Origin of the sequence: Paenibacillus sp. SSG-1 (assembly GCF_002224835.1) — a bacterium.
Lineage (GTDB): Bacteria > Bacillota > Bacilli > Paenibacillales > Paenibacillaceae > Paenibacillus_AQ > Paenibacillus_AQ favisporus.
The window spans coordinates 5,036,860-5,055,665 of record NZ_MBRK01000001.1 but is presented as its reverse complement, the minus strand read 5'-3'; the positions used below and the strand labels follow the sequence as shown (position 1 = coordinate 5,055,665).

Here is an 18,806-nt window from a genome sequence, read left to right as displayed (position 1 = left end):
CGGGAGGGTTGGAAAAGCCGGTCTGGTGAAATTCAAATAGTATTCCGTGGAGTTCCCCGATTGAGGGTTCGGAGGCACCAGCCAAAGAACACTCTCTGCACCTGCGAATGCTTTCGAGACGACATCCATGTCATCGTGTGATCCCTGAAAGACTTCGACACGGTCGCGCACCCGCTGCGGCAGCCGGGAAGGGTCCCGGGCAATGACACGGATCGGCTTTCCGTTATCAACGATGCGTTCAAGGACTTGCTGGCCGATTTGACCGGTGGGAGTCGTAATAACGATCATGAACAATTCATCCTTTCATAGGTTATGGCTGACCCAGCTTAATAAGAGAGAGCAGCTAATTAACAGTGTTGTTTAAGCGTCATTTTCGGCTAAACTATACTGTATACATGATATTAGTTTGGTTCAGCCATGCAGGCAATCAGCAGCAAGCCGTTTTCGTTGTGTAGGCAACATCTGCACGATTTTGTTGTTTATTAGGTTATAAGTCCAAGGAGTGATAGCATGCCAGTAAACCCAAACGATCCCCGCGTCAAGCGCACGCGTCAATTATTACTGCAATCCTTTATGGAGCTGATCGAGCAAAAGAAAAATATTTACTCCATTTCCGTGCAGGACATTACCGATCGCGCGACGGTTAATCGGGCCACATTTTATGCGCATTTCGAAGATAAGTATGCTTTCCTGGAGTGTTGGATGAGGCAAAAATTCCAAAAGAAACTGGAGAGGGAATTACCTAATCATTCCATATCCAATATGAGCAGCTTGCGGTCTTTGATTCAAATCGTTTTTGATTTTCTTGCCCTTACCCGGCAATATATGATTCGTACTCCGGAAAACAGTCCGTATGAACCGCTGTTTGAAAGCGCCATTCATAAAGAACTCTATCAACTCCTGTTCACATGGCTGAGCGAAGAAGCGAAGGCGCCGGAGGCAAAAAAAGCGGTGGAATCCACGGCTCTCCTCATAAGCTGGGGCATATTGGGGACAGCCATTCAGTGGAGCCGAGACCCTGAGCATCGCCCGGCGGAGGAGATGGTGCAGGAGATGCTGGTGGTCGTGGCAGCGGGATTGGCTCCTGTTTTGGAACAACCTTAAAAGGATGATCGTTAACGAAGGGCATGAATACGATGATAAAAGACAGCAGCCGACCATAAAGATCAGCTGCTGTCTGTGCTAAGGAGGCTATGAAGATGATAAATCGGATTCTAGCCATGCTGACGCTCACCTTTATGGTTGGCTGCACGGCAAAGCATAATATGTTTACTGTTGAAGGAGAGATCGATACCATAAATTCAGATCTTAAAGAGATCTGCGTTAAGGGTACCTGTGTTCCAGTATCGAAGAATATTGATAAATTCAAAGTCCATGACCGCGTGATCCTCAGGCTGGAGAGCAGCTATACCAGTCAGGACGTGTATGATCCGAAACATATCAAGGTGTTAAGTGTTGAAAAGGTTGAGTAATAATAGTCATTTATAAGCGATGATCATAAACCGGTCGGCATTCGTCAGGATTCCTTTCGGTGTCTGGTGTTCGGCAATAAAGCGGTGCAGCGTCTGAAAATCCGACTCCGTCTGTCCAAAGCCGGGGATGATCGGGGTGTGCTTCAGCAAAAAGATCAAGTCTTCGGCCGTCGCATAATACTCCACCGCATCATATTGCCGGCAATCAATCTGCCGGAATCCGGCTTCCTTCAGTTCGGCGGCATACCGCTCCATAAGCGTTCCACGCTTGGCATTCCCGGATTGGCCTCTGCCGAAAGCTTGCGGCAGATTGCATTTGTCGCTTTCGCCGACCTGCTGGGTGAGGAACACCCCATCATCCGCCAGCACTCGGGCCACTTCGGCCGCATTGAACTCCGAATGCCTGCAGCTGATCACCTGAAAGAATCGGTCAGGAAAATGGAGCTCGGACGCCTCCATGGGCAAGAAGCGGATGTTGGACCTGCCGGATTGTTCCCGGTTCCGGTTGGCGGTGTGAATCATGGCTTCCGAATGGTCGATGCCGATCAGAAGCAGGGCCGCATCCGCCATGCGCAGCAGAGCCTCGCCGCCTCCGGTGCCGATATCCAGCAAAATATCTCCGGCCTTACAGCGGGAGGAAACTTCGCTCCAAAAATTCCACAGGGCATCTTCAACGATCACGCTCAATCGGCTGAAATCCCAGCCGTTCATTTGGCCGACCTCATTGTAAAATTTTTTATAATCAAAAGAATCCATAGATGATTCCACCTTTCAAAAAGTAAGAGAATAGTGACGCATGCAGACGTTGCCGGTTCGTTTCCAAATGGATCAAAGGACAGACGTGTCCCTTGATAGCTGGTACGCGTTTTGACCCAGCCCGGAAATTACATACCTCGAACGAAATGCAGTGCCACGATCCGCTTCACCCCTTTGAAAGAATAGTTACATTATAAAAGGCCTAAATCCCGGAATACAAGGGTAAACGGCAATCCAATGATTGTCCTCCTATGGTTTCGTTCGTATAATGGGTAATGCTATGTTGTGGATGAAATGTAAGGGGCAAGTCTTAAGTCAAAATGAATGGATGGATAGAGCCGGTTACCGGCTTAACCATTTTCAAGGGGGAACAGCGGGTGCCGCTAGAAATTGAACGCAAATTTTTGCTGCCGGAATTCCCGGCGGCTCAGGTTAAGGAAGGAAAACTGAGGATCGTCAAGGAGCAGCTGATCGAGCAGACGTATCTTGCGCTGTATGAAGATCAGGAACTGAGGGTTCGGAAAATAACCGATGCCGCCAGCGGAGATGTAGAGTATACACATACGTTTAAGAGAGGGTTCGGCATCGCCCGGGAAGAAGTGGAGGTATCCATCGCCGGCGGCTTGTATGATCAGATGATTCAGGCCCATGGCGCCGTCCCTTTGATCAAAAAGCGCTCTACGGCGCTATGGGATGGCGTACAGGTGGAGATCGATGAGTACGATCAAATCCAGCTCACGGTGCTGGAGGTGGAGTTCGGCTCGGAGGAGGAGGCCGAAAGCTTCGTTCCCCCGGCATGGTTCGGGAAGGACATCAGCACGGAAAAGGAATACAGCAACAAGAAGGTTTGGCGTGAGCTTCAGTCCCGGCGAAGTTAGGGAATTATGAAGCTCGATTGGCCACGGGACGGATCAAGTTGAGGCCGGGAATCAAGAGACCGAAAGGTCTCTTTTTTTGTCCAAGGATGTGGATGCTTCGGATACCTGGATTCCTTATAGCGCAAGAAAAGCTGCCATAGTACAACGGTTTGGCTTCCTTGAATGACGCCGATAGACGTTTTTTTACTTTTGATGGTTAAAAATAAATATTTTTTTGGAGGGGGCTTTTTATTACGTTTTGGGCTCACGGCGCCGACATAAAGTATAGCGGTTGCTTTGACGGAATAAAGCGCGCGAAAAGCGGCTTGAATATAGGCTTTACTCTGCGTAAAGCCCGGGGAGCGTTAGGATGAAAAGGCAATGGATTATTTTTATCATCGGCATGCTGCTGGTGCTGTTTCTGCCGGTGTACGCCGTTTGGCAGCAGTTCGTGATGGACAGGCAGCCTACGGCGGTGGAAGGGGTCCTTGACCTCAGCAAGCTGGATCTCCGGCATCACGGAGCGATCAGCTTGAACGGGGAGTGGGAATTTTACCGGAGCCAGCTGCTGACTCCAAAGGATTTTGACCGCAGCGTCACCGTGAAGGAAGACGAGCGTCCAAGGCTGTCCGGGATGGCACGCCTGCCGGGCGCCTGGAACGATTATATTGCGGAGGACGGGCAGCGAATGGCCGCGGGCTACGGGACGTTTCGCCTGATCGTTCAGGTCAAGCCGGGGCAAGCGCTGACGTACGGCCTGCAGACCAACAATATCCGTTCCGCCAGCCGGGTGTTCATGGGCGGTTACGAGATTGGAGCCAGCGGAAATCCTGGGCGTACCGCCGATGACGGCGTTCAGAATAACGTTCCCTTCTTGGGTTTTGCCACCCTTTCAGGCGGACGGATCGAAATTATCGTTCAGGTCGCCAATTACTTGTATACCACCGGCGGCGTATTTACGCCGATCCTGTTCGGGGAGCAGCACGCGATTATGCAGAGCAAAGAGATGTATTTGTTCGCCGACTGGATGACGATCGCCGGATTTTTTACCGCCGCCATATATTTTCTCGGATTTCAGCAAATCCGCAAGAAGGAGCCGGCCTCCCTGCATCTGGGGTTGTTTTGCCTGACGGCGATTGGTTATGTCCTGCTGCATGGGGAGAAGCTGATTGCCGGCATTTTGCCGGGCCTATCCTATGAGTGGGTCCTGAAGAGCCAGCTGATGATATCCGCGCTGATTTACTATTTTTTATTAAAGTTTGTGTCCGCTTCGGTACGCGGCGGTGTTCATCCCATCGTCATGCGTTCTTACGCGTTTCTCGGCGGGGCATCCATCGCGGTTGCGATTATTTTTCCAAGTATTTTGTTCTCAAAAATTGAACCTCTGCTGGTCGCCTTCTCAGCGTTATGCATCGCCTACATTATCGGCATCATGCTGCGGGACCTCCGTCGGCGGCGAAATTCGGGAGAATACCTGCTGACGATTCTCGGCATCATCAGCATCCTCATGGTTATTATCACCAACCTGCTCCCGTTGATCGGGGTCTACGAAGGCATGGTTTTTACTCCCGCAGAAATGTTGATCTTCGTCGTGACTCAGTCGGCCCTGCTCGCCCGGCGCTACGACCGGACGTTTAATGAAGTGGAGCAGCTGTCCCGCAGGCTCCTGACCTTGGATGGTTTGAAGGATGAGTTTATGGCGAACACCTCCCATGAGCTGCGGACACCCGTGCACGGCATGGTCAACATGGCCCAATCTTTGCTGGAAGGGGCCTCCGGGGAACTGAACCGGGAGCAGCGCGGCAATCTCAAGCTGATCATGACGACAGGGAAGCGGCTGACGCTCCTCATCAACGATATTTTGGATTTTGCCAAGCTGAAGAACGGGGAGATCGTCATGAGGCGGCAGTCCGTTGATTTGGCTTCGGTGACCGGTTCCGTGCTGGAGATCATCCGTAATCTCGCAGGGAGCAAACGAATCATGCTGGAGGAAAGCCTGCCGGAGGATCTGCCTTTCCTGCTGACGGACGAGGACCGTCTTCAGCAGATTTTGTTTAATCTCCTTGGCAATGCGGTGAAGAATACTTCCAGCGGAAGTATCCGGATTGCGGCCGGCCAACGGGGCGACGCCGTGCATATCTCAGTGGCCGACACCGGGATTGGCATTGCGGCGGATCGGCTGGAGGCTATTTTTACTCCGTTTGATCAGCTGGACATGCCGGAGGGGCACGAAGCTTCCGGCACCGGCCTTGGGCTCAGCATTACCAAAAGGCTCGTTGAGCTGAGCGGCGGCCGCATTTGGGTCGAATCACAGCTGGGACGGGGCTCAACCTTTCATTTCACCGTTCCTGCCGCCGGTCCAAGACCGAAAACGGCAGATCGCGCAGCAGCCGGCATCTCTTTGGAGCCCATCCGCGAGGAAACGGCTGCGGCGCTGGCGCTTACCGATCCGCAGATGCCTGATCACGGGGCGGAACGCGCAACCGTCCTGATGGTGGACGACGATCCCGTTAATCTTCAGGTGCTGCGCAATCTGCTGGCACTCGAGGGCTACCGGTTGATGACGGCCAGCAACGGTCAGGAAGCGCTGGAAAAGATCCAATCCGGGCAGTCGATCGATCTGGTCATTGCCGATTGGATGATGCCGGGCATGTCGGGCCTGAACCTGTGCCGAAGCGTGCGCCGGCAGTTTTCCCTGTCGGCCCTTCCGATTCTTCTTCTGACGGCCAGAAGCCTGCCGGAGGATGTCCGCATCGGGCTGTCGGCCGGGGCGAACGATTTTCTCCGCAAGCCGGTTGATGCCGAAGAGCTGCGGGCCAGGGTCAGAACCCTGCTGGAGCTGCGCAGGTCGGTCCGGAACGCCATTTCTGCGGAAATGGCCTTTCTGCAGGCCCAAATTAAGCCGCATTTTCTGTATAATGCGCTGAATACGATGATCGCCCTGCTGCCTATCGACCCGGAGAAGACGGCGGGCTTGCTTCACGAGCTCAGCCGGTACTTGCGGGGGAGCTTCGATTTCCGCAACCGGGACCAGCTGACCGTCCTTCGTCAGGAGATGGCCTTGGTTACGTCCTACTTAAACCTGGAGAAGGCCCGGTTTGAGGACCGGCTGCAGGTCGACTACGACATTCAGGCGGATATGAATCGTCTGGTGCCCCCGCTCACGATCCAGCCGATCGTTGAAAATGCGGTCAGGCACGGAATCATGCGCAAGGAAGAGGGCGGCAGGGTTCGGATATCGGTGCGAGAGCTGGAAGAGCGAGTGGAAATTGCCGTCGAGGACAATGGGATTGGCATGACGCCGGAACGGATGGAAGCTGTGCGGGAAGGCAGAGCCGGGAACGGCGTAGGGCTGAAAAATATTAACGCCCGCCTGCTGACGCTTTTTGGTACGGAGCTTATGATCGACAGCGATCCGGAGCGGGGAACCGTGGTCCGGTTCCATGTGCCGAAGCAGAAGCAGGGTGACTCTCAGGTGACACAAGAGGAGGACAAGCATGAGAGCGATATTGGTCGATGACGAAAATCCGGCGCTGCTTCAGTTGGATCGGCTGATTCAAGGGGACGGGCGAATCGAGATCGCCGGCAAATTTACGCAGGTCCGGGCGGCACTGGAGCATGCCGAGGGAATTCCGGTGGACATCGCGTTTCTGGATATCGAGATGCCCGGCCTGAACGGGCTGGAGGCGGCGGAACGCCTGCACGCTATACATCCCGGTATTCAGGTGGTGTTCGTGACGGCGTACAATCAGTACGCGATTGAAGCGTTCGAGGTAAACGCGATCGACTATCTGCTGAAGCCGGTTGATCCCGAGCGGTTTGCCAAAACCGTAAGCCGGCTCGAGGCGCGTTTGGCGCCTCAGCAGGAGACGGCGGCACCTGTCCTTGTCCGGCAGGATCCCCAAGTCATTTGCTTTAAGCGGATTGAGGTATTGGATGGCACGGGGAGCGGCAGCCGGCTCAAATGGCGGACGCAGAAAGCGCAGGAGCTGTTCGCCCTGCTGGTGCATCACCGCAACCGGTGGGTCGCGAAGGACCAGATTTTAATGACCCTGTGGCCGGAACTCTCCGCCGATAAAGCGGTGACCCAGCTGCATACTTCCGTGTACCAGGTCCGCAAAATGCTGAAAGCCTGGGGACTGGGCTCCACCGTGGATTACTCCCATGAGAGCTATTGTCTGGTACAGCGGGAAGTCGAGGTGGACGTGGACCGGTTCCTGAGGGATACCGCCATGGAAGAAATCCGTGACCTGCGCGACTTGCAGCGCCTGCAGAGCGGACTGGCCCAATATCAGGGCGACTATCTTGAGGAGCATGATTACGGCTGGGCGATGTCGGCCCGCGAGGAGCTTCGGCGCCAATTCGTGCGCTCCAGCCTGCTGGCCGCCGAATATGAACAAGCCGTCGGACAGGCGCGCAAGGCGCTGGACCGGCTGCTGGGCCTGCAGAGCGTTGAGCCTTTTTCGGATGAGGTTTGCCGGAAGGTTCTGCTCAGTTACCTTCAGGCCGGCGAAACAGGCGAGGCACAGAGGCATTATGATGCGTTTGTACGGGTCTTGTCCGAGGAGCTGGACGCCGAGCCGGAGATGGAGACGATGATGCTGGCGGAGCAAATTTTCTAGCCGTACAGGTACATTTCTAGCCGTACAGGTACACCTCACGTTCGGACCGATATAGGCGCACCCAATGACTAGATTGTATGAATCGCCCAATCGATGTCCTTTTCGGGAAGCGCAGCTTACGGCAGCTGTGATATGTTAGAACCAAGGAGGGATCGGCGATGGTGGGTTTTCAGGAGCAGGAGCTGCAGGAATGGATCCGTTATTTTGAAAATAAAAATACTTCCTTCTGCACATGGACCGGAGGCACCCAAAGCGAGGAAGGCGTGATAACGATGCCTTATCCGGTATACGACGCCGGGGTTCAGCGCTTCATCGCAGCCGTCAGCGGCAGTGGACTGATGATGAAGGATTATTTGCAGCAGCTCGAGAAGGGGGATGCTCTTGCGCCGGAAGCGATCAGCGGGCTGGAGATGCCCCGGGATATGGAATTGCTGCGGGCGGTGCTGACCTATTTCGTCCGGCAGGAACGCTTTTGCGACGGGTTATGGGAGAAGGCGATCCGGGAAGGCATTTTCCTCAGCATTCTGTATAAGCTGCGGGAGGCTGAGCGGGGATCAAGGCCGGGAACCTAACGGGGAACGACGGGGTATCCGAAAAACATACGCTGGAATAGATAAAGCGGCCCATCCCGCCGCCTTTCTTTTTTTATATTCACTTTCGGGCTTGTGATAATCATCGCTTAAATGTCCCCGGCCTACTCTGATGGGATTTTTCCCTTTACCTGCTTTAACGTCGCTACGATCAAAAAACTGACGATTACCAACAAGAGCCATGAACTTACTTTGCCAAGATGAACGAGACTCCAGGCCTCGGCCTGATTCGGGTATTGCCAGGCGCCAAAGAACGTGGCGATATTTTCTGCGACCCAAATAAAAAATCCGATAAGCACAAAGGACAGGGCAAGCGGCATACGGTAACGCGTTCCGTTCACCTCATATTGAACCCAGGACCGCCAAAAGACAAGGATGACAAGTCCGGATAACCACCAACGGACATCAATCCAGAAATGGTGTATGAAAAAATTCAAGTAGATCGCAGCCGCAAGGGGGACAACGACCGCAAACGGCGGCCAATTCATCAGTTCAACCTTGAGTCTTCTCCACGCCTGGCAAAGATAACTCGCTACGCTGGCATACATGAACCCGCTGTATAAAGGGACTCCGAATATTTTTAAATATCCTTCTCCCGGGTATGACCAAGAGCCCATATGTACCTTGAAAAGTTCCAGAGCCAGCCCGATCAGATGGAACATCGTGATCACCTTGAGTTCGTCCCGTGTTTCGAGTCCGGAGCGAACCATCCACCACTGCATCAGGAGGCAAATGATCAGCAGCCAATCATACCTGGGCAGAAAGGGGAGGGGGATGATTTTCGTCAAAGCCAAGGAGGCAAAAATCACGACAGGGAACAAACAGGATAAAGCCTGCTCCCAACCGAATCGAACGAGCTGCTTGAACGCTCTGATGACCGGTGACTCCATCATTCGGCTATGATCCATCATGATCTTCATCACTCCGATACTCTAAAATATCCCCGGGTTGGCAATCCAACGCCTTACAAATCGCCTCTAACGTCGATAATCGAATCGCTTTCGCCTTCCCGTTCTTCAATATAGACAGGTTAGCCATGGTGATTCCTACCCGTTCCGACAGCTCGGTTACGCTCATCTTCCTTTTCGCCAGCATTACATCGATATTGATTACGATAGCCATTGTTTTCACCTCAGACCGTTAAGTCATTTTCCGATTTGATATCGATTGCTTCCTTCAGGAGCCTCTGAAGAACGGCGGCAAAGAAAGCGATCACCATGGATGCAAAAATAATGACTAGTCCGATTAAAATGACACCCGGAGCGTCGTCTGCCTCCGCAATCAGATACAGGAGGGGCAAGCCGGCCACATACAAAATACTGATAGCGACGGCACAGTATTTGATATTCTTTAGCGCACTTACGGACAACTCCGAGAAGGCTTCATTTCTGTCGATATAAATCAACAGTCTAAAGGATTGATACAGAGCGAGGTAAAAAGGGACTGCCGATGCATACAAGTCAACAAACACGAGATATTTGAGATAGGCATGATCCGGATACAATTCTGCTGCGAAATCCGCGATCCCGGGCACCACAAAGATGCACAAAGCAAGGATCGGCAGTCCGATCAGAAACACAGCCACCTTTAAGAAGAGAGTCGACACCCGTTTCATATAAACACCTCTTAATCATTATTGTTCCTCGAATTTAGCACATCATTTATCGTTTTACAATAAATAATTAATGAATAATATTATCATTTTGTTGTTAGTCGAGTTAAGGATCTCCTCAAACGAATGATGTATAAACAAAAAAAGCCATGTTTGCTCATGGCGTCTTGATGGCGGTTATTGGAGCCTCCCATATTGCTTTGCATAAGATAGGGTTCGATGGTATAACTTTTTGTCTTTTAAAAATTTTAGCGGATAAATTTGGGGCCGTGTATTGACCTCCAATATCCACAGCTTCTCCTTGTTGTCCACCGCTACATCCAAACCCAGTTCCTGAAATCCTTTGAGATGGCGGTCAAAATTTTTCGCTACCGAAACTCCTAACTGCTTCAGCGCTTTTTCCGTATTTTGAATGGAGGCCGAATGAAATCCCGCGCCTGTCAGCGTTGGCTGAAATAAACCGAGGCTTCCTCCCTGGTTATAGTTCGTTGCAATCTTCCCAGGACTCCCGATCTTTGCGAAGACGGCCGTACTGATCCACTCCCCTTTTTTCGTTTTCTGCACCATCACGCGAATATCGAACAGCTTTCCGTTCGTTTTAGCTAATGGGATCCCCTTCTGTAACAAATACGGCCTTTTGTTAGAAAAGCGGGAAAGCATATGATATAGCTCGTCAGCTGTTGCGAAGAAGGATTTTTCTTTCTTGAATTGGGTTTGGTACCCATTGTTCTTTTTATTGATCCGAATAATGCCCGCTCCACCGGAACCATGCGTTGGTTTGAAGTAAACGGTTGAATATTTGGAGAGCATGGAGAACAGGTTTTTTCTATCAAAAGTTTCCGTGTGGGGGACATGTTTCCGTAAATCGCCCTGCTTTAATAACCAATTCGTTTTCTTCCATTTATCGCTGATCGAGCTGCTTTTGTACTTAGCCATACATACCACCACCTTCCTGACCTAACATATGAATGCAGAGATGTGCTTGCAACGATATCTGTCTATTGTGGCGATAAGAACGGAAAAAGTTAAAGTTCTATCCGCTAGCAGATCAAAAAAGGCGGCTCATCCGCCGCCCCTTCGCCCATTATATGAAATGGCGTTCTTTAAAGATCCGTTTTGCCTCGAATACCGCGTTCAGCACCCGGGGAAAGCCGGTGTACGGCGCGCATTGGATGATGGCTTCCACAATTTCGCCGGCGGACAGCCCGACGTTCAACCCGGCGTTGATGTGCACGTTCAGCTGCGCTTCACATCCCCCTTGCGTCGTCAGGGAAGCGATCGCAATCAGTTCGCGCTGCCTCAGGTCCAGCCCCTCCCGTGAATAAATGTCGCCAAAGGCAAATTCGATGACGTATTTCCCCAGGTCCGGGGCGATATCGCTGAGCGATTCCATAACACGCTGCCCGCCGTCGCCATCGACTTCCAGCAGCTTTTCCCATCCGCGTTCGTAACGTTCGTTTGTCATTGTTTATGACCTCCTGAAATGATGTTTTAACCGCTTCGTGAGTTATATGCTACAGCTTTGAGCGCGCTCTAAAGCAAGGTTTTTTTTGCATGGAATTTTGCCATTCCAAGGAGACGCAAGGAATTAAAGCAGATCGAAGCAAAGGGCCTGCTATGCATAGGGGATTTAGTGATATAATGCAGCCATGGAGAACCAATACACGATTCAGCAGATTTCCCAAAAAACCGGTCTGTCCGTGCATACGCTGCGTTACTACGAGCGGATTGGCTTGTTGGAAGGGGTACCCCGGGATGAGCACGGTTACCGCCTGTACCGGGAGTCCGATTTGTTATGGGTTGAATTTTTGATGCGGTTAAGGGGAACGGGAATGCCGATCAGCGAGATGAAGCGGTTTTCGGACCTGCGGAGCGAAGGCGATTCCACGATAACGGAAAGGCGGGAAATGCTGGAGGCCCACCAGGCGCACATTCATGAGCAAATGCGGGTGCTCCGGGATCATTTGCGAAGTATTGACGATAAGATCGATCATTACAAAGGGATGGAAAATGAACAAAACCAGGCGGTGCCACCCAAAGTGCCGTCTGGCAAATGAGCAAGAAGAGGCCGCGCTGGCCTCTTTTTGTTGTCTGCACCATATCGTTCATTCCGAGGGAATACACTAAATCTCATTTCTAGGTAGTACGCTAAATCCATCTCTAGGTAATACGCGAAAGGAAGTTCTTAGGCTCCCATCGCGGCGACTGCCTATTTGCCTCCTATATCCTTAAATCACCTTTGTCCGTCCCGCATCCGTGCTCGTCTTAGTCTGCTGAGGAGACAAACGATATAAATGATTTTATATAAACTTAACTAAAATAGTTAATATCAGTTTACATAGTTCATTCTACGCGCTATAATCTCCTTGTAAATGAGAAACGAGGAGGAATTGGCGTGAAATCGATTTTGATTACGGGTGCTTCGTCGGGTATTGGAAAAGCGGCGGCACAGTTTTTTCAGCAGCAGGGGTGGAATGTCATTGCGACGATGCGTTCGCCGGAACAGGAAACCGGACTGCGGTCCTTGGAGCGGGTGCTGGTGACCCGTTTGGATGTGGAGCGGAAGGATACCATCGAGGCGGCGGTAGCAGAGGGGATTGACCGGTTTGGGCGGATCGATGTCCTGCTGAATAACGCGGGTTATGCGGCATTCGGCGCTTTTGAAGCGGCGACCGACGCCCAGGTACGTAAACAGTTTGATGTCAACGTCCATGGAGTGATGCAGACGACCCGGGCGCTTCTTCCACATTTCCGGGCCCAGGGCGGCGGAACGGTGATCAACGTCTCGTCGGCCGGCGGCAGGGTGGCTTTCCCGCTGCTGTCGTTGTACCACGCGAGTAAGTGGGCGGTGGAAGGCTTCTCCGAATCGCTCTACTATGAGCTGGCTGAACACAACATCCGGGTGAAGCTCGTGGAGCCGGGCAACGTGGCGACGGATTTTACCGGACGTTCGCTGGATGTGCTGAAGGACGATTCGCTGGAGGCATACGCCGCCTATACCGGCACTGTAATGAAAAAGCAGCTTGAGAGCTTCGAAACCCAGTCGTCCACACCAGAGCACATCGCCAAGACGATCTACGAGGCGGCGGTCGATCCTTCACCCCGGTTCCGGTATATCGCCGGTCAGGACGCCGAGTTCCTGCTAGACTTGCGCAGCAGGGTGCCGGAGGAGGAATTTATGGCCGGTATTGCTCAGCAGTTCCGGTGATAGGGGGCGGCTCACCCCCGAGCGCCGGTGTAGGGGTTTCGCTGCTGCTCCTTCGAATCAGCTAGATAACCAAAAGAGGCGTGCCGTAAGGCGACACGCCTCTTTTTTTCCCACAAGCTGGGTATTTTATAAGGTCACTTGGCGAAAGTCTGGCCCGTGGCAACTATCGAGGGGAAACAAATGGCCAAACAGCAGGGGAGAGGAAAGAGGAGAAAAGGTAGCCTTAGCCAACTTTAAAAGCAGCAGTCCCCGCGACCTGAACTCCAAAGAGGGAAAGCATATGGGGTGGAAAGTCTACGTGCCGCCTTTGAAGCCGTGTTCCCACCTCCTCATCTAATCAAAGGAACACGGCTTCAACAGCGGCTGGAGCCCAAATGCGTCCCTCCCCGAGCACAAAAGTCTGGGTTTCATTGCTGCTCCTTCGAATCAGCTAGATAACCAAAGGAGGCGCGCCGTAAGGAGACACGCCTCTTTTTTGCATCCCCCCACAAGCTGATTATTTTTTAAGGACACGAGCCAAGGCGTTGTACCGGTGCGGTAACCGAAGGAGAAACAATTGGCTAAGCAGCAGTGAGAAGCAGATGGGGGCGTTCTAGCAGCTACCCCAAGAGCAGCAGTCCCCACCACCTGAACTCCAAAGAGGGAAAGCATATGGGGTGGAAAGTTCACGTGCCGCCTTTGAAGCCGTGTTCCCGCCTCCTTGTCTCATCAAGGAACACGGCTTCAACAGCGGCTGGAACCCCAAATGCGTCCCTCCCCGAGCACAAAAGTCTGGGTTTCGTTGCTGCTCCTTCGAATCGACCCAATGCTCCCATGGCAGATGCAGCATGAGTCTTTTTTCCAACGACACCCACACGCCCCCAACCTTAAAAAATAACCAGCCCACCCCTGTTCATGCCAAGCATCCCCCGCCCCTCCACCGTTACTATGAAAAATAAGCACAGCTATACGACGTGCGCGAAAAGGAGGACCGATATGTCGACGATCAAAACGGAAGCAGCCGAGATGACGCCCCCAAGCATGGTCCGAAGGCCGGGAAAGGGCGGCGGACTGATCCACCTCATGTGGAAGTACAAGGCGCTGTACGTGATTTCCCTTCCCGGGATCGTGTATTTTCTCATCTTCAAGTACATTCCGCTGGGCGGCTCGATCATCGCGTTTCAGGATTACAACATTTTTAAGGGCTTCACGGGCAGTGAGTGGGTGGGCTTCGCCAACTTTACGATGATGTTCCAGCATTACGACTTTTTGCGGATTTTGAAAAATACGCTGCTCATCGGGCTCTACGACCTGATCATTGCGTTTCCGGCCCCGATCATTCTGGCCCTGCTGCTCAACGAGCTGAGGCTGGTCGTGTTCAAAAGGGTCATCCAAACCGTGGTGTATATGCCGCACTTTCTGTCCTGGGTCGTCATCGCCGGCATGTCAGTGGCCATTTTGTCCCCGTCCACGGGCATCTTGAACCAGCTGCTCGGTCTGTTCGGCATCGAGCCGGTGTACTTCCTCGGCGACAACGCCTACATCCGCAGCGTGCTGGTCGGCTCGGGCATTTGGCGGGACATGGGGTACGGCACGATCCTGTACCTGGCCGCCCTGGCGGGAATCAATCCCGACCTGTACGAAGCGGCCGAGATCGACGGGGCGAACCGGTGGAAGCAGACGCTCCGGATCACGCTGCCGGCGCTGCTGCCGACGATCATGATTTTGTTCCTGCTGCACATCGGCAAGTTTCTCGACTTCGGCTTTGAGCGGGTGTGGGTGTTCCTGAACGCGCTCAATACGGAAAACGGGGAGATTCTCGACACGTACATTTACCGCTCCGGCCTCCTGTCGCAGCAGTACAGCTACACGACGGCGGTGGGCCTGTTTAAATCGGTGGTGGGGCTGGTGCTGGTCCTGACCGGCAACCTGCTCAGCAAGAAAACGACGGGCGAAGGCCTGTACTAGAAGGGAGGAACGACGGTTGCACCGAATGATGTCTAGGAGCTATCAACTATTCAACGCGTTCAACATCCTGTTCATGTGCCTGCTCGGGCTCGCCATGTTCCTGCCGTTTCTGAACGTCATCGCCCAGTCCTTCAGCTCATCGGAAGCGGTCACGTCGGGCAAGGTAACGTTCTGGCCGATGGAAGCTACGACGATCAATTACCAGTACGTGTTCAGTGACGCGTCAATATGGCGCGCGTTCGCGGTATCCGCCTTCATTACGGTGGCCGGAACATTGATCAACCTGGTGGCGACGGCAACACTGGCTTACCCGGTGTCCCGCGAGGAGTATGTCGGGCGCAAGCTGATCATGCTGATGGTGCTGATCACGATGATTTTCAGCGCGCCGCTGATTCCAAACTTTTTGCTGATGAAAAATCTGCATTTGATGAATACCCCGTGGGCCATGATTTTGCCCGGTGCGATCAGCGCGTTTAACTTTTTCGTGATGCATTCGTTCTTCAAGCAGCTGCCCGCGGAGGTCATCGATTCCGCCCGCATCGACGGCTGCGGGGAGGTACGTATCCTGATGAAGATGGTGGTGCCGCTCTCCAAGCCGGTGATGGCCTCGCTCGGTATTTTTTACGCGGTAGGACATTGGAACGCCTATATGAACGCGCTGTATTACATCGATCAGCCGAAGTGGTGGCCGCTGCAGGTGCTGCTGAAAAAAATGTTCGAGACCGACGATCTCAGCATCGACCCCGGCGCCTCGCAGTTCAGCGAGCTGGCGTTTACCTCCCCGGAGGGGATCAAGATGGCGACCATTGTCATTGCGACGCTGCCGATCATTTTGCTGTATCCGTTCCTGCAGAAGCATTTTGTGAAAGGGCTTACACTCGGCGCGGTCAAATCTTAAAAATGAACTACCCGAACTGAAGTTGCCACCTCACAGTCGGGCAAACGTTAACGATACAATCAACTTGCCAACTCCAACAAAGAGCATACACAAGAGCAATCAAAGCGGGGAAAGAGGGGATACGATGAAAAAATGGGTAAGCCTGATGCTGGCCACCGTAGTGACGGCATCTCTGCTCGCCGGGTGCGGCGGCAAAGACAATGATTCATCCGCCAGCGGCAAGGATGCGGGGACGAGCACGGAGGACAACGGGGTCACCAAGTTTTCGATTTCACTGCGGACGCTGAATTTCGGCCACGTGGAAAAATCGCCGGACATCAACGCGGATAAGTGGGTGAAGAAGCTGGAGGAGCTGACGAATACCGACATGGACATCCGCCTGGTTCCGCACAGCGAATACGACCAGAAGATGGCGCAAATGTTTGCTACGGGCGACATTCCGGACGTGGTGCAGGGCCAGGGCGGAGTAACCGGGAAAGAGATGGCGGGATCGGTGGAGGCGGGGGTCTTTATGCCGCTGGACGACCTGCTGCAGAAGTACGGGCAGAACCTGCTGCAAAAAATCCCGAAAGAAGCCTGGAATCGCATGACCTATGAAGGTAAAATCTATGGTATTCCGGAGTGGCTCGGCAACCCTTCCCGCCGCGCGACCTGGATCCGCAAGGATCTGTTGGACAAAGCAGGCCTGCCGGCGCCGAAGACGATCGACGATTTTATGGAAGTGCTGCGCGCTTTTAAAAAGATGGGCGTCGAAAATCCCTACATGGGCCGTCAGGACTTCAAATATGCGGATACGGTCTTCGGAGCGTACGATGTTTTCCCTTATTTAAGCCAGTTTGAGGAAGTGGACGGCCAGGTGCAGCCCAAATTTTTCGACGCAGACAATATGATGAAAGCGCTGTCCACCTACAAAACGATGTATGACGAAGGGCTGATCAACAAGGAATTTGCCACGATCAACCCGACGACCTTCAAGAACACGATCCTGTCCGGAAAAGCCGGCATCTGGTCGATGAATGCTAACGAGCTGCTCCAATGGCAGACCCAGCTTCAGGATACGGTTCCAGACGCGAAGCTCGAAGTAATCCCCTCCCCGACAGGACCGGACGGCAAGGGCGGATATTATTTGTATGGCGACGTAAACCGTTCCTATTTCATTAATGCCAAATACGAACACCCGGAGAAAATCATTCAATTCCTCGATTGGATGGTATCGGATGAAGCCGAGAAGTTTTTCACCTTCGGAGTCGAAGGCGAAACGTACACGATGGACGGGGACAAAATCAACTACAAGCAGCCGACCGACTCCAAAGCGGTTGACGAGGAGCGCTACCGCCAGTCCTTCCTGTGGCTCGTGCAGGACACGACGTACAACAAGGGATCGCTCAGCCTGACGGAAGACGGGCGCAAGCTGATGGGCGTGTTCGATAACATTCTGGCGAACGAGGGCCGTGACGGCATCGAATTCGACCCCAGATTGGAAGCGCTTAAAAAGAACCCGGACATCACCCCGCTTTCGGATACGCCGCCACCTGTGCTCGTGACTCACATGGTCAAAATGGTCTACGGCCAGGAGCCGATCGAAAATTGGCCGAAGGTGATCGAGGAATGGAAGTCCAAGGGCGGCAGCGCCGTACTGAAAGAAGCCAATGAACGCTACCAGAAAAAAGAGGGCATTTTCCTGCCGCGGAAGTAGGAATTGACGGTTGTTCACCTGCTAGAGATGTTGGGGCGGCGACCCGCACCGGTTCCCGCCGCCCAAAAATGAATCCTGAATACGAAATCGAAAGGAGCTCTTGAGGATGTATCGGATTTTGCTCGTTGACGATGAACCTATGATTCTGAAAGGACTAAGCGTATTCATTCAGCAGTCCGGGATCCGGATTTCATCCATCCGGCTCGCCGCCAACGGGCGCGAGGCGCTGCAGGCGATCGGGGAGGAGCTCCCCGATTTCGTGTTTACGGATATCCGGATGCCGGTCATGGACGGCCTGTCCCTGTGTGAGGCCATCGCCAAGCAGGAGTACCCGGTGCAGACGGTGGTCGTATCGGGTTATGGCGATTTCTCCTATGCCCAGGCCTGTATGGCTTTCGGCGTCAGGGAATACCTGCTGAAGCCGGTGGCCAAACGGGAGCTGGCGGATACGCTGCGGCGCCTGGTGCAGCGGGCTGAGAAGCAGAAGCCGGCCTCCGCCTACCTTTCCGTCGCCAAGATGGATGCATGGCTGGAGCGGTTTGACCAGGCCATCTACTATATGAACCGCAGCCAGGTTCAGGAGCTGCTGGAGGAGTGGCGGCGGGAGACTTCGGCTTTTCAGCTTCAGGAGCGGCAAAAGGCCGAAATGCTGGAGGAATTCCACGGCCTGCTCGTTAAGAAGCTGAGAGCCAGGGAGATGAACATCGAACTGGACGACAGCCTGGAGCTCAGCCCGGACTCCACCGGGGAAGAGGCCTTCGGGCGGTTCGCCGAGCGGATCGGCCAGACGCTGGACCGTCTGTACCGGAAGCGGAAAGGGAAATGGAAAGACCCGATCGAGGAAGCCAAGCATTACATCGAGCGCAATTTGGCCAGTGAGGTGTCGCTGGAGGAAGTAGCGGATCAGCTGGGGCTGCATCCCAACTATTTCAGCGTCATGTTCAAGCAGGCGACGGGAGAAACCTTCGTCCAGTACCGCACGAAGCGGCGCATGGAATACGCCAAGCGGATGCTCGGCGAGGAATCGCACCGGATCACCGACATTTCATACGCGGTTGGATATGCCGACCATTCCAACTTCACGAAAACCTTCAAGAAATACGAAGGCATCTCGCCTTCGGAATACCGGCAGCGGCTGGGGATCTGAC

The 18,806-nt window shown here is 53.3% G+C and carries 19 protein-coding genes; 12 read left to right on the top strand and 7 right to left on the bottom strand.

Annotated elements, in window-relative coordinates; translation table 11 throughout:
- Positions 1 to 288: NAD(P)H-binding protein (locus BCV73_RS35480; protein ID WP_218828175.1), on the bottom strand; the 288-nt coding region annotated here is incomplete at its 3' end.
- Positions 289 to 510: 222 nt separating this feature from the next.
- Here BCV73_RS35480 and BCV73_RS23285 point away from each other — a divergent pair.
- A complete protein-coding gene (locus tag BCV73_RS23285; RefSeq protein ID WP_089548700.1) occupies positions 511 to 1,104 on the top strand; it encodes a TetR/AcrR family transcriptional regulator in 594 nt (197 codons plus the stop codon).
- Positions 1,105 to 1,199: 95 nt separating this feature from the next.
- Positions 1,200 to 1,472 carry a hypothetical protein gene (locus BCV73_RS23280; protein ID WP_089548699.1) on the top strand — a complete coding sequence of 91 codons (273 nt, stop codon included), beginning with the start codon at positions 1,200 to 1,202 and terminating at the stop codon, positions 1,470 to 1,472.
- Between the two features lie 6 nt (positions 1,473 to 1,478).
- Here BCV73_RS23280 and BCV73_RS23275 read toward each other — a convergent pair whose 3' ends face one another.
- Positions 1,479 to 2,228: a class I SAM-dependent methyltransferase gene (locus tag BCV73_RS23275; RefSeq protein WP_089548698.1), complete on the bottom strand. Its 750-nt coding sequence runs from the start codon at positions 2,226 to 2,228 to the stop codon at positions 1,479 to 1,481.
- Positions 2,229 to 2,605: 377 nt separating this feature from the next.
- On the opposite strand from BCV73_RS23275, the gene BCV73_RS23270 reads away from it, so the two are divergent.
- The 4 genes from BCV73_RS23270 (at position 2,606) to BCV73_RS23255 (ending at position 8,279) form a co-directional block, all read left to right on the top strand.
- Complete coding sequence (locus BCV73_RS23270) at positions 2,606 to 3,106, top strand: CYTH domain-containing protein (RefSeq protein WP_089550374.1); 501 nt, start codon at positions 2,606 to 2,608, stop codon at positions 3,104 to 3,106.
- 349 nt (positions 3,107 to 3,455) lie between these two features.
- On the top strand, positions 3,456 to 6,605 hold the full coding sequence (locus BCV73_RS23265) for a hybrid sensor histidine kinase/response regulator (protein ID WP_089548697.1): 3,150 nt from the start codon (positions 3,456 to 3,458) through the stop codon (positions 6,603 to 6,605).
- Positions 6,583 to 7,707, top strand: coding sequence for a response regulator (locus BCV73_RS23260; RefSeq protein WP_089548696.1), 1,125 nt, complete (start codon positions 6,583 to 6,585; stop codon positions 7,705 to 7,707). Before BCV73_RS23265 ends, BCV73_RS23260 begins: the two co-directional genes overlap by 23 nt.
- Positions 7,708 to 7,865: 158 nt before the next feature.
- Entirely contained in the window at positions 7,866 to 8,279 is a 414-nt protein-coding gene (locus tag BCV73_RS23255) for a DUF6508 domain-containing protein (protein ID WP_089548695.1), read from the top strand.
- 122 nt (positions 8,280 to 8,401) lie between these two features.
- Here the strand turns inward: BCV73_RS23255 and BCV73_RS23250 are convergent, their stop codons facing one another.
- The 5 genes from BCV73_RS23250 to BCV73_RS23230 form a co-directional block, all read right to left on the bottom strand.
- On the bottom strand, positions 8,402 to 9,172 hold the full coding sequence (locus BCV73_RS23250; protein ID WP_089550373.1) for a DUF817 domain-containing protein: 771 nt from the start codon (positions 9,170 to 9,172) through the stop codon (positions 8,402 to 8,404).
- A 22-nt stretch (positions 9,173 to 9,194) separates the two neighbouring features.
- Positions 9,195 to 9,419: a helix-turn-helix domain-containing protein gene (locus tag BCV73_RS23245; RefSeq protein WP_076173767.1), complete on the bottom strand. Its 225-nt coding sequence runs from the start codon at positions 9,417 to 9,419 to the stop codon at positions 9,195 to 9,197.
- A 10-nt stretch (positions 9,420 to 9,429) separates the two neighbouring features.
- Positions 9,430 to 9,912, bottom strand: a complete 483-nt coding sequence (locus BCV73_RS23240; RefSeq protein ID WP_089548694.1) for a DUF2975 domain-containing protein — start codon at positions 9,910 to 9,912, stop codon at positions 9,430 to 9,432.
- 174 nt (positions 9,913 to 10,086) lie between these two features.
- Complete coding sequence (locus BCV73_RS23235) at positions 10,087 to 10,845, bottom strand: YheC/YheD family protein (protein ID WP_089548693.1); 759 nt, start codon at positions 10,843 to 10,845, stop codon at positions 10,087 to 10,089.
- 148 nt (positions 10,846 to 10,993) lie between these two features.
- Entirely contained in the window at positions 10,994 to 11,374 is a 381-nt protein-coding gene (locus BCV73_RS23230) for a carboxymuconolactone decarboxylase family protein (RefSeq protein ID WP_076173764.1), read from the bottom strand.
- Between the two features lie 184 nt (positions 11,375 to 11,558).
- Here BCV73_RS23230 and BCV73_RS23225 point away from each other — a divergent pair, with 184 nt between their 5' ends.
- The 6 genes from BCV73_RS23225 to BCV73_RS23200 all read left to right on the top strand — a co-directional run bounded on the left by BCV73_RS23225 (position 11,559) and on the right by BCV73_RS23200 (position 18,805).
- Entirely contained in the window at positions 11,559 to 11,966 is a 408-nt protein-coding gene (locus tag BCV73_RS23225; RefSeq protein ID WP_089548692.1) for a MerR family transcriptional regulator, read from the top strand.
- A 338-nt stretch (positions 11,967 to 12,304) separates the two neighbouring features.
- Positions 12,305 to 13,117, top strand: a complete 813-nt coding sequence (locus BCV73_RS23220) for an SDR family oxidoreductase (protein ID WP_089548691.1) — start codon at positions 12,305 to 12,307, stop codon at positions 13,115 to 13,117.
- A gap of 1,020 nt (positions 13,118 to 14,137) precedes the next feature.
- The gene (locus BCV73_RS23215) at positions 14,138 to 15,064 is read left to right on the top strand and encodes an ABC transporter permease (RefSeq protein WP_256993167.1); all 927 of its coding nucleotides are present in this window, start codon (positions 14,138 to 14,140) and stop codon (positions 15,062 to 15,064) included.
- Between the two features lie 25 nt (positions 15,065 to 15,089).
- On the top strand, positions 15,090 to 15,962 hold the full coding sequence (locus BCV73_RS23210; RefSeq protein ID WP_089550371.1) for a carbohydrate ABC transporter permease: 873 nt from the start codon (positions 15,090 to 15,092) through the stop codon (positions 15,960 to 15,962).
- 124 nt (positions 15,963 to 16,086) lie between these two features.
- Positions 16,087 to 17,658, top strand: coding sequence for an extracellular solute-binding protein (locus tag BCV73_RS23205; protein ID WP_089548690.1), 1,572 nt, complete (start codon positions 16,087 to 16,089; stop codon positions 17,656 to 17,658).
- Positions 17,659 to 17,764: 106 nt separating this feature from the next.
- On the top strand, positions 17,765 to 18,805 hold the full coding sequence (locus BCV73_RS23200; protein WP_076175506.1) for a response regulator transcription factor: 1,041 nt from the start codon (positions 17,765 to 17,767) through the stop codon (positions 18,803 to 18,805).
- The last annotated feature ends 1 nt before the right edge of the window (position 18,806 follow it).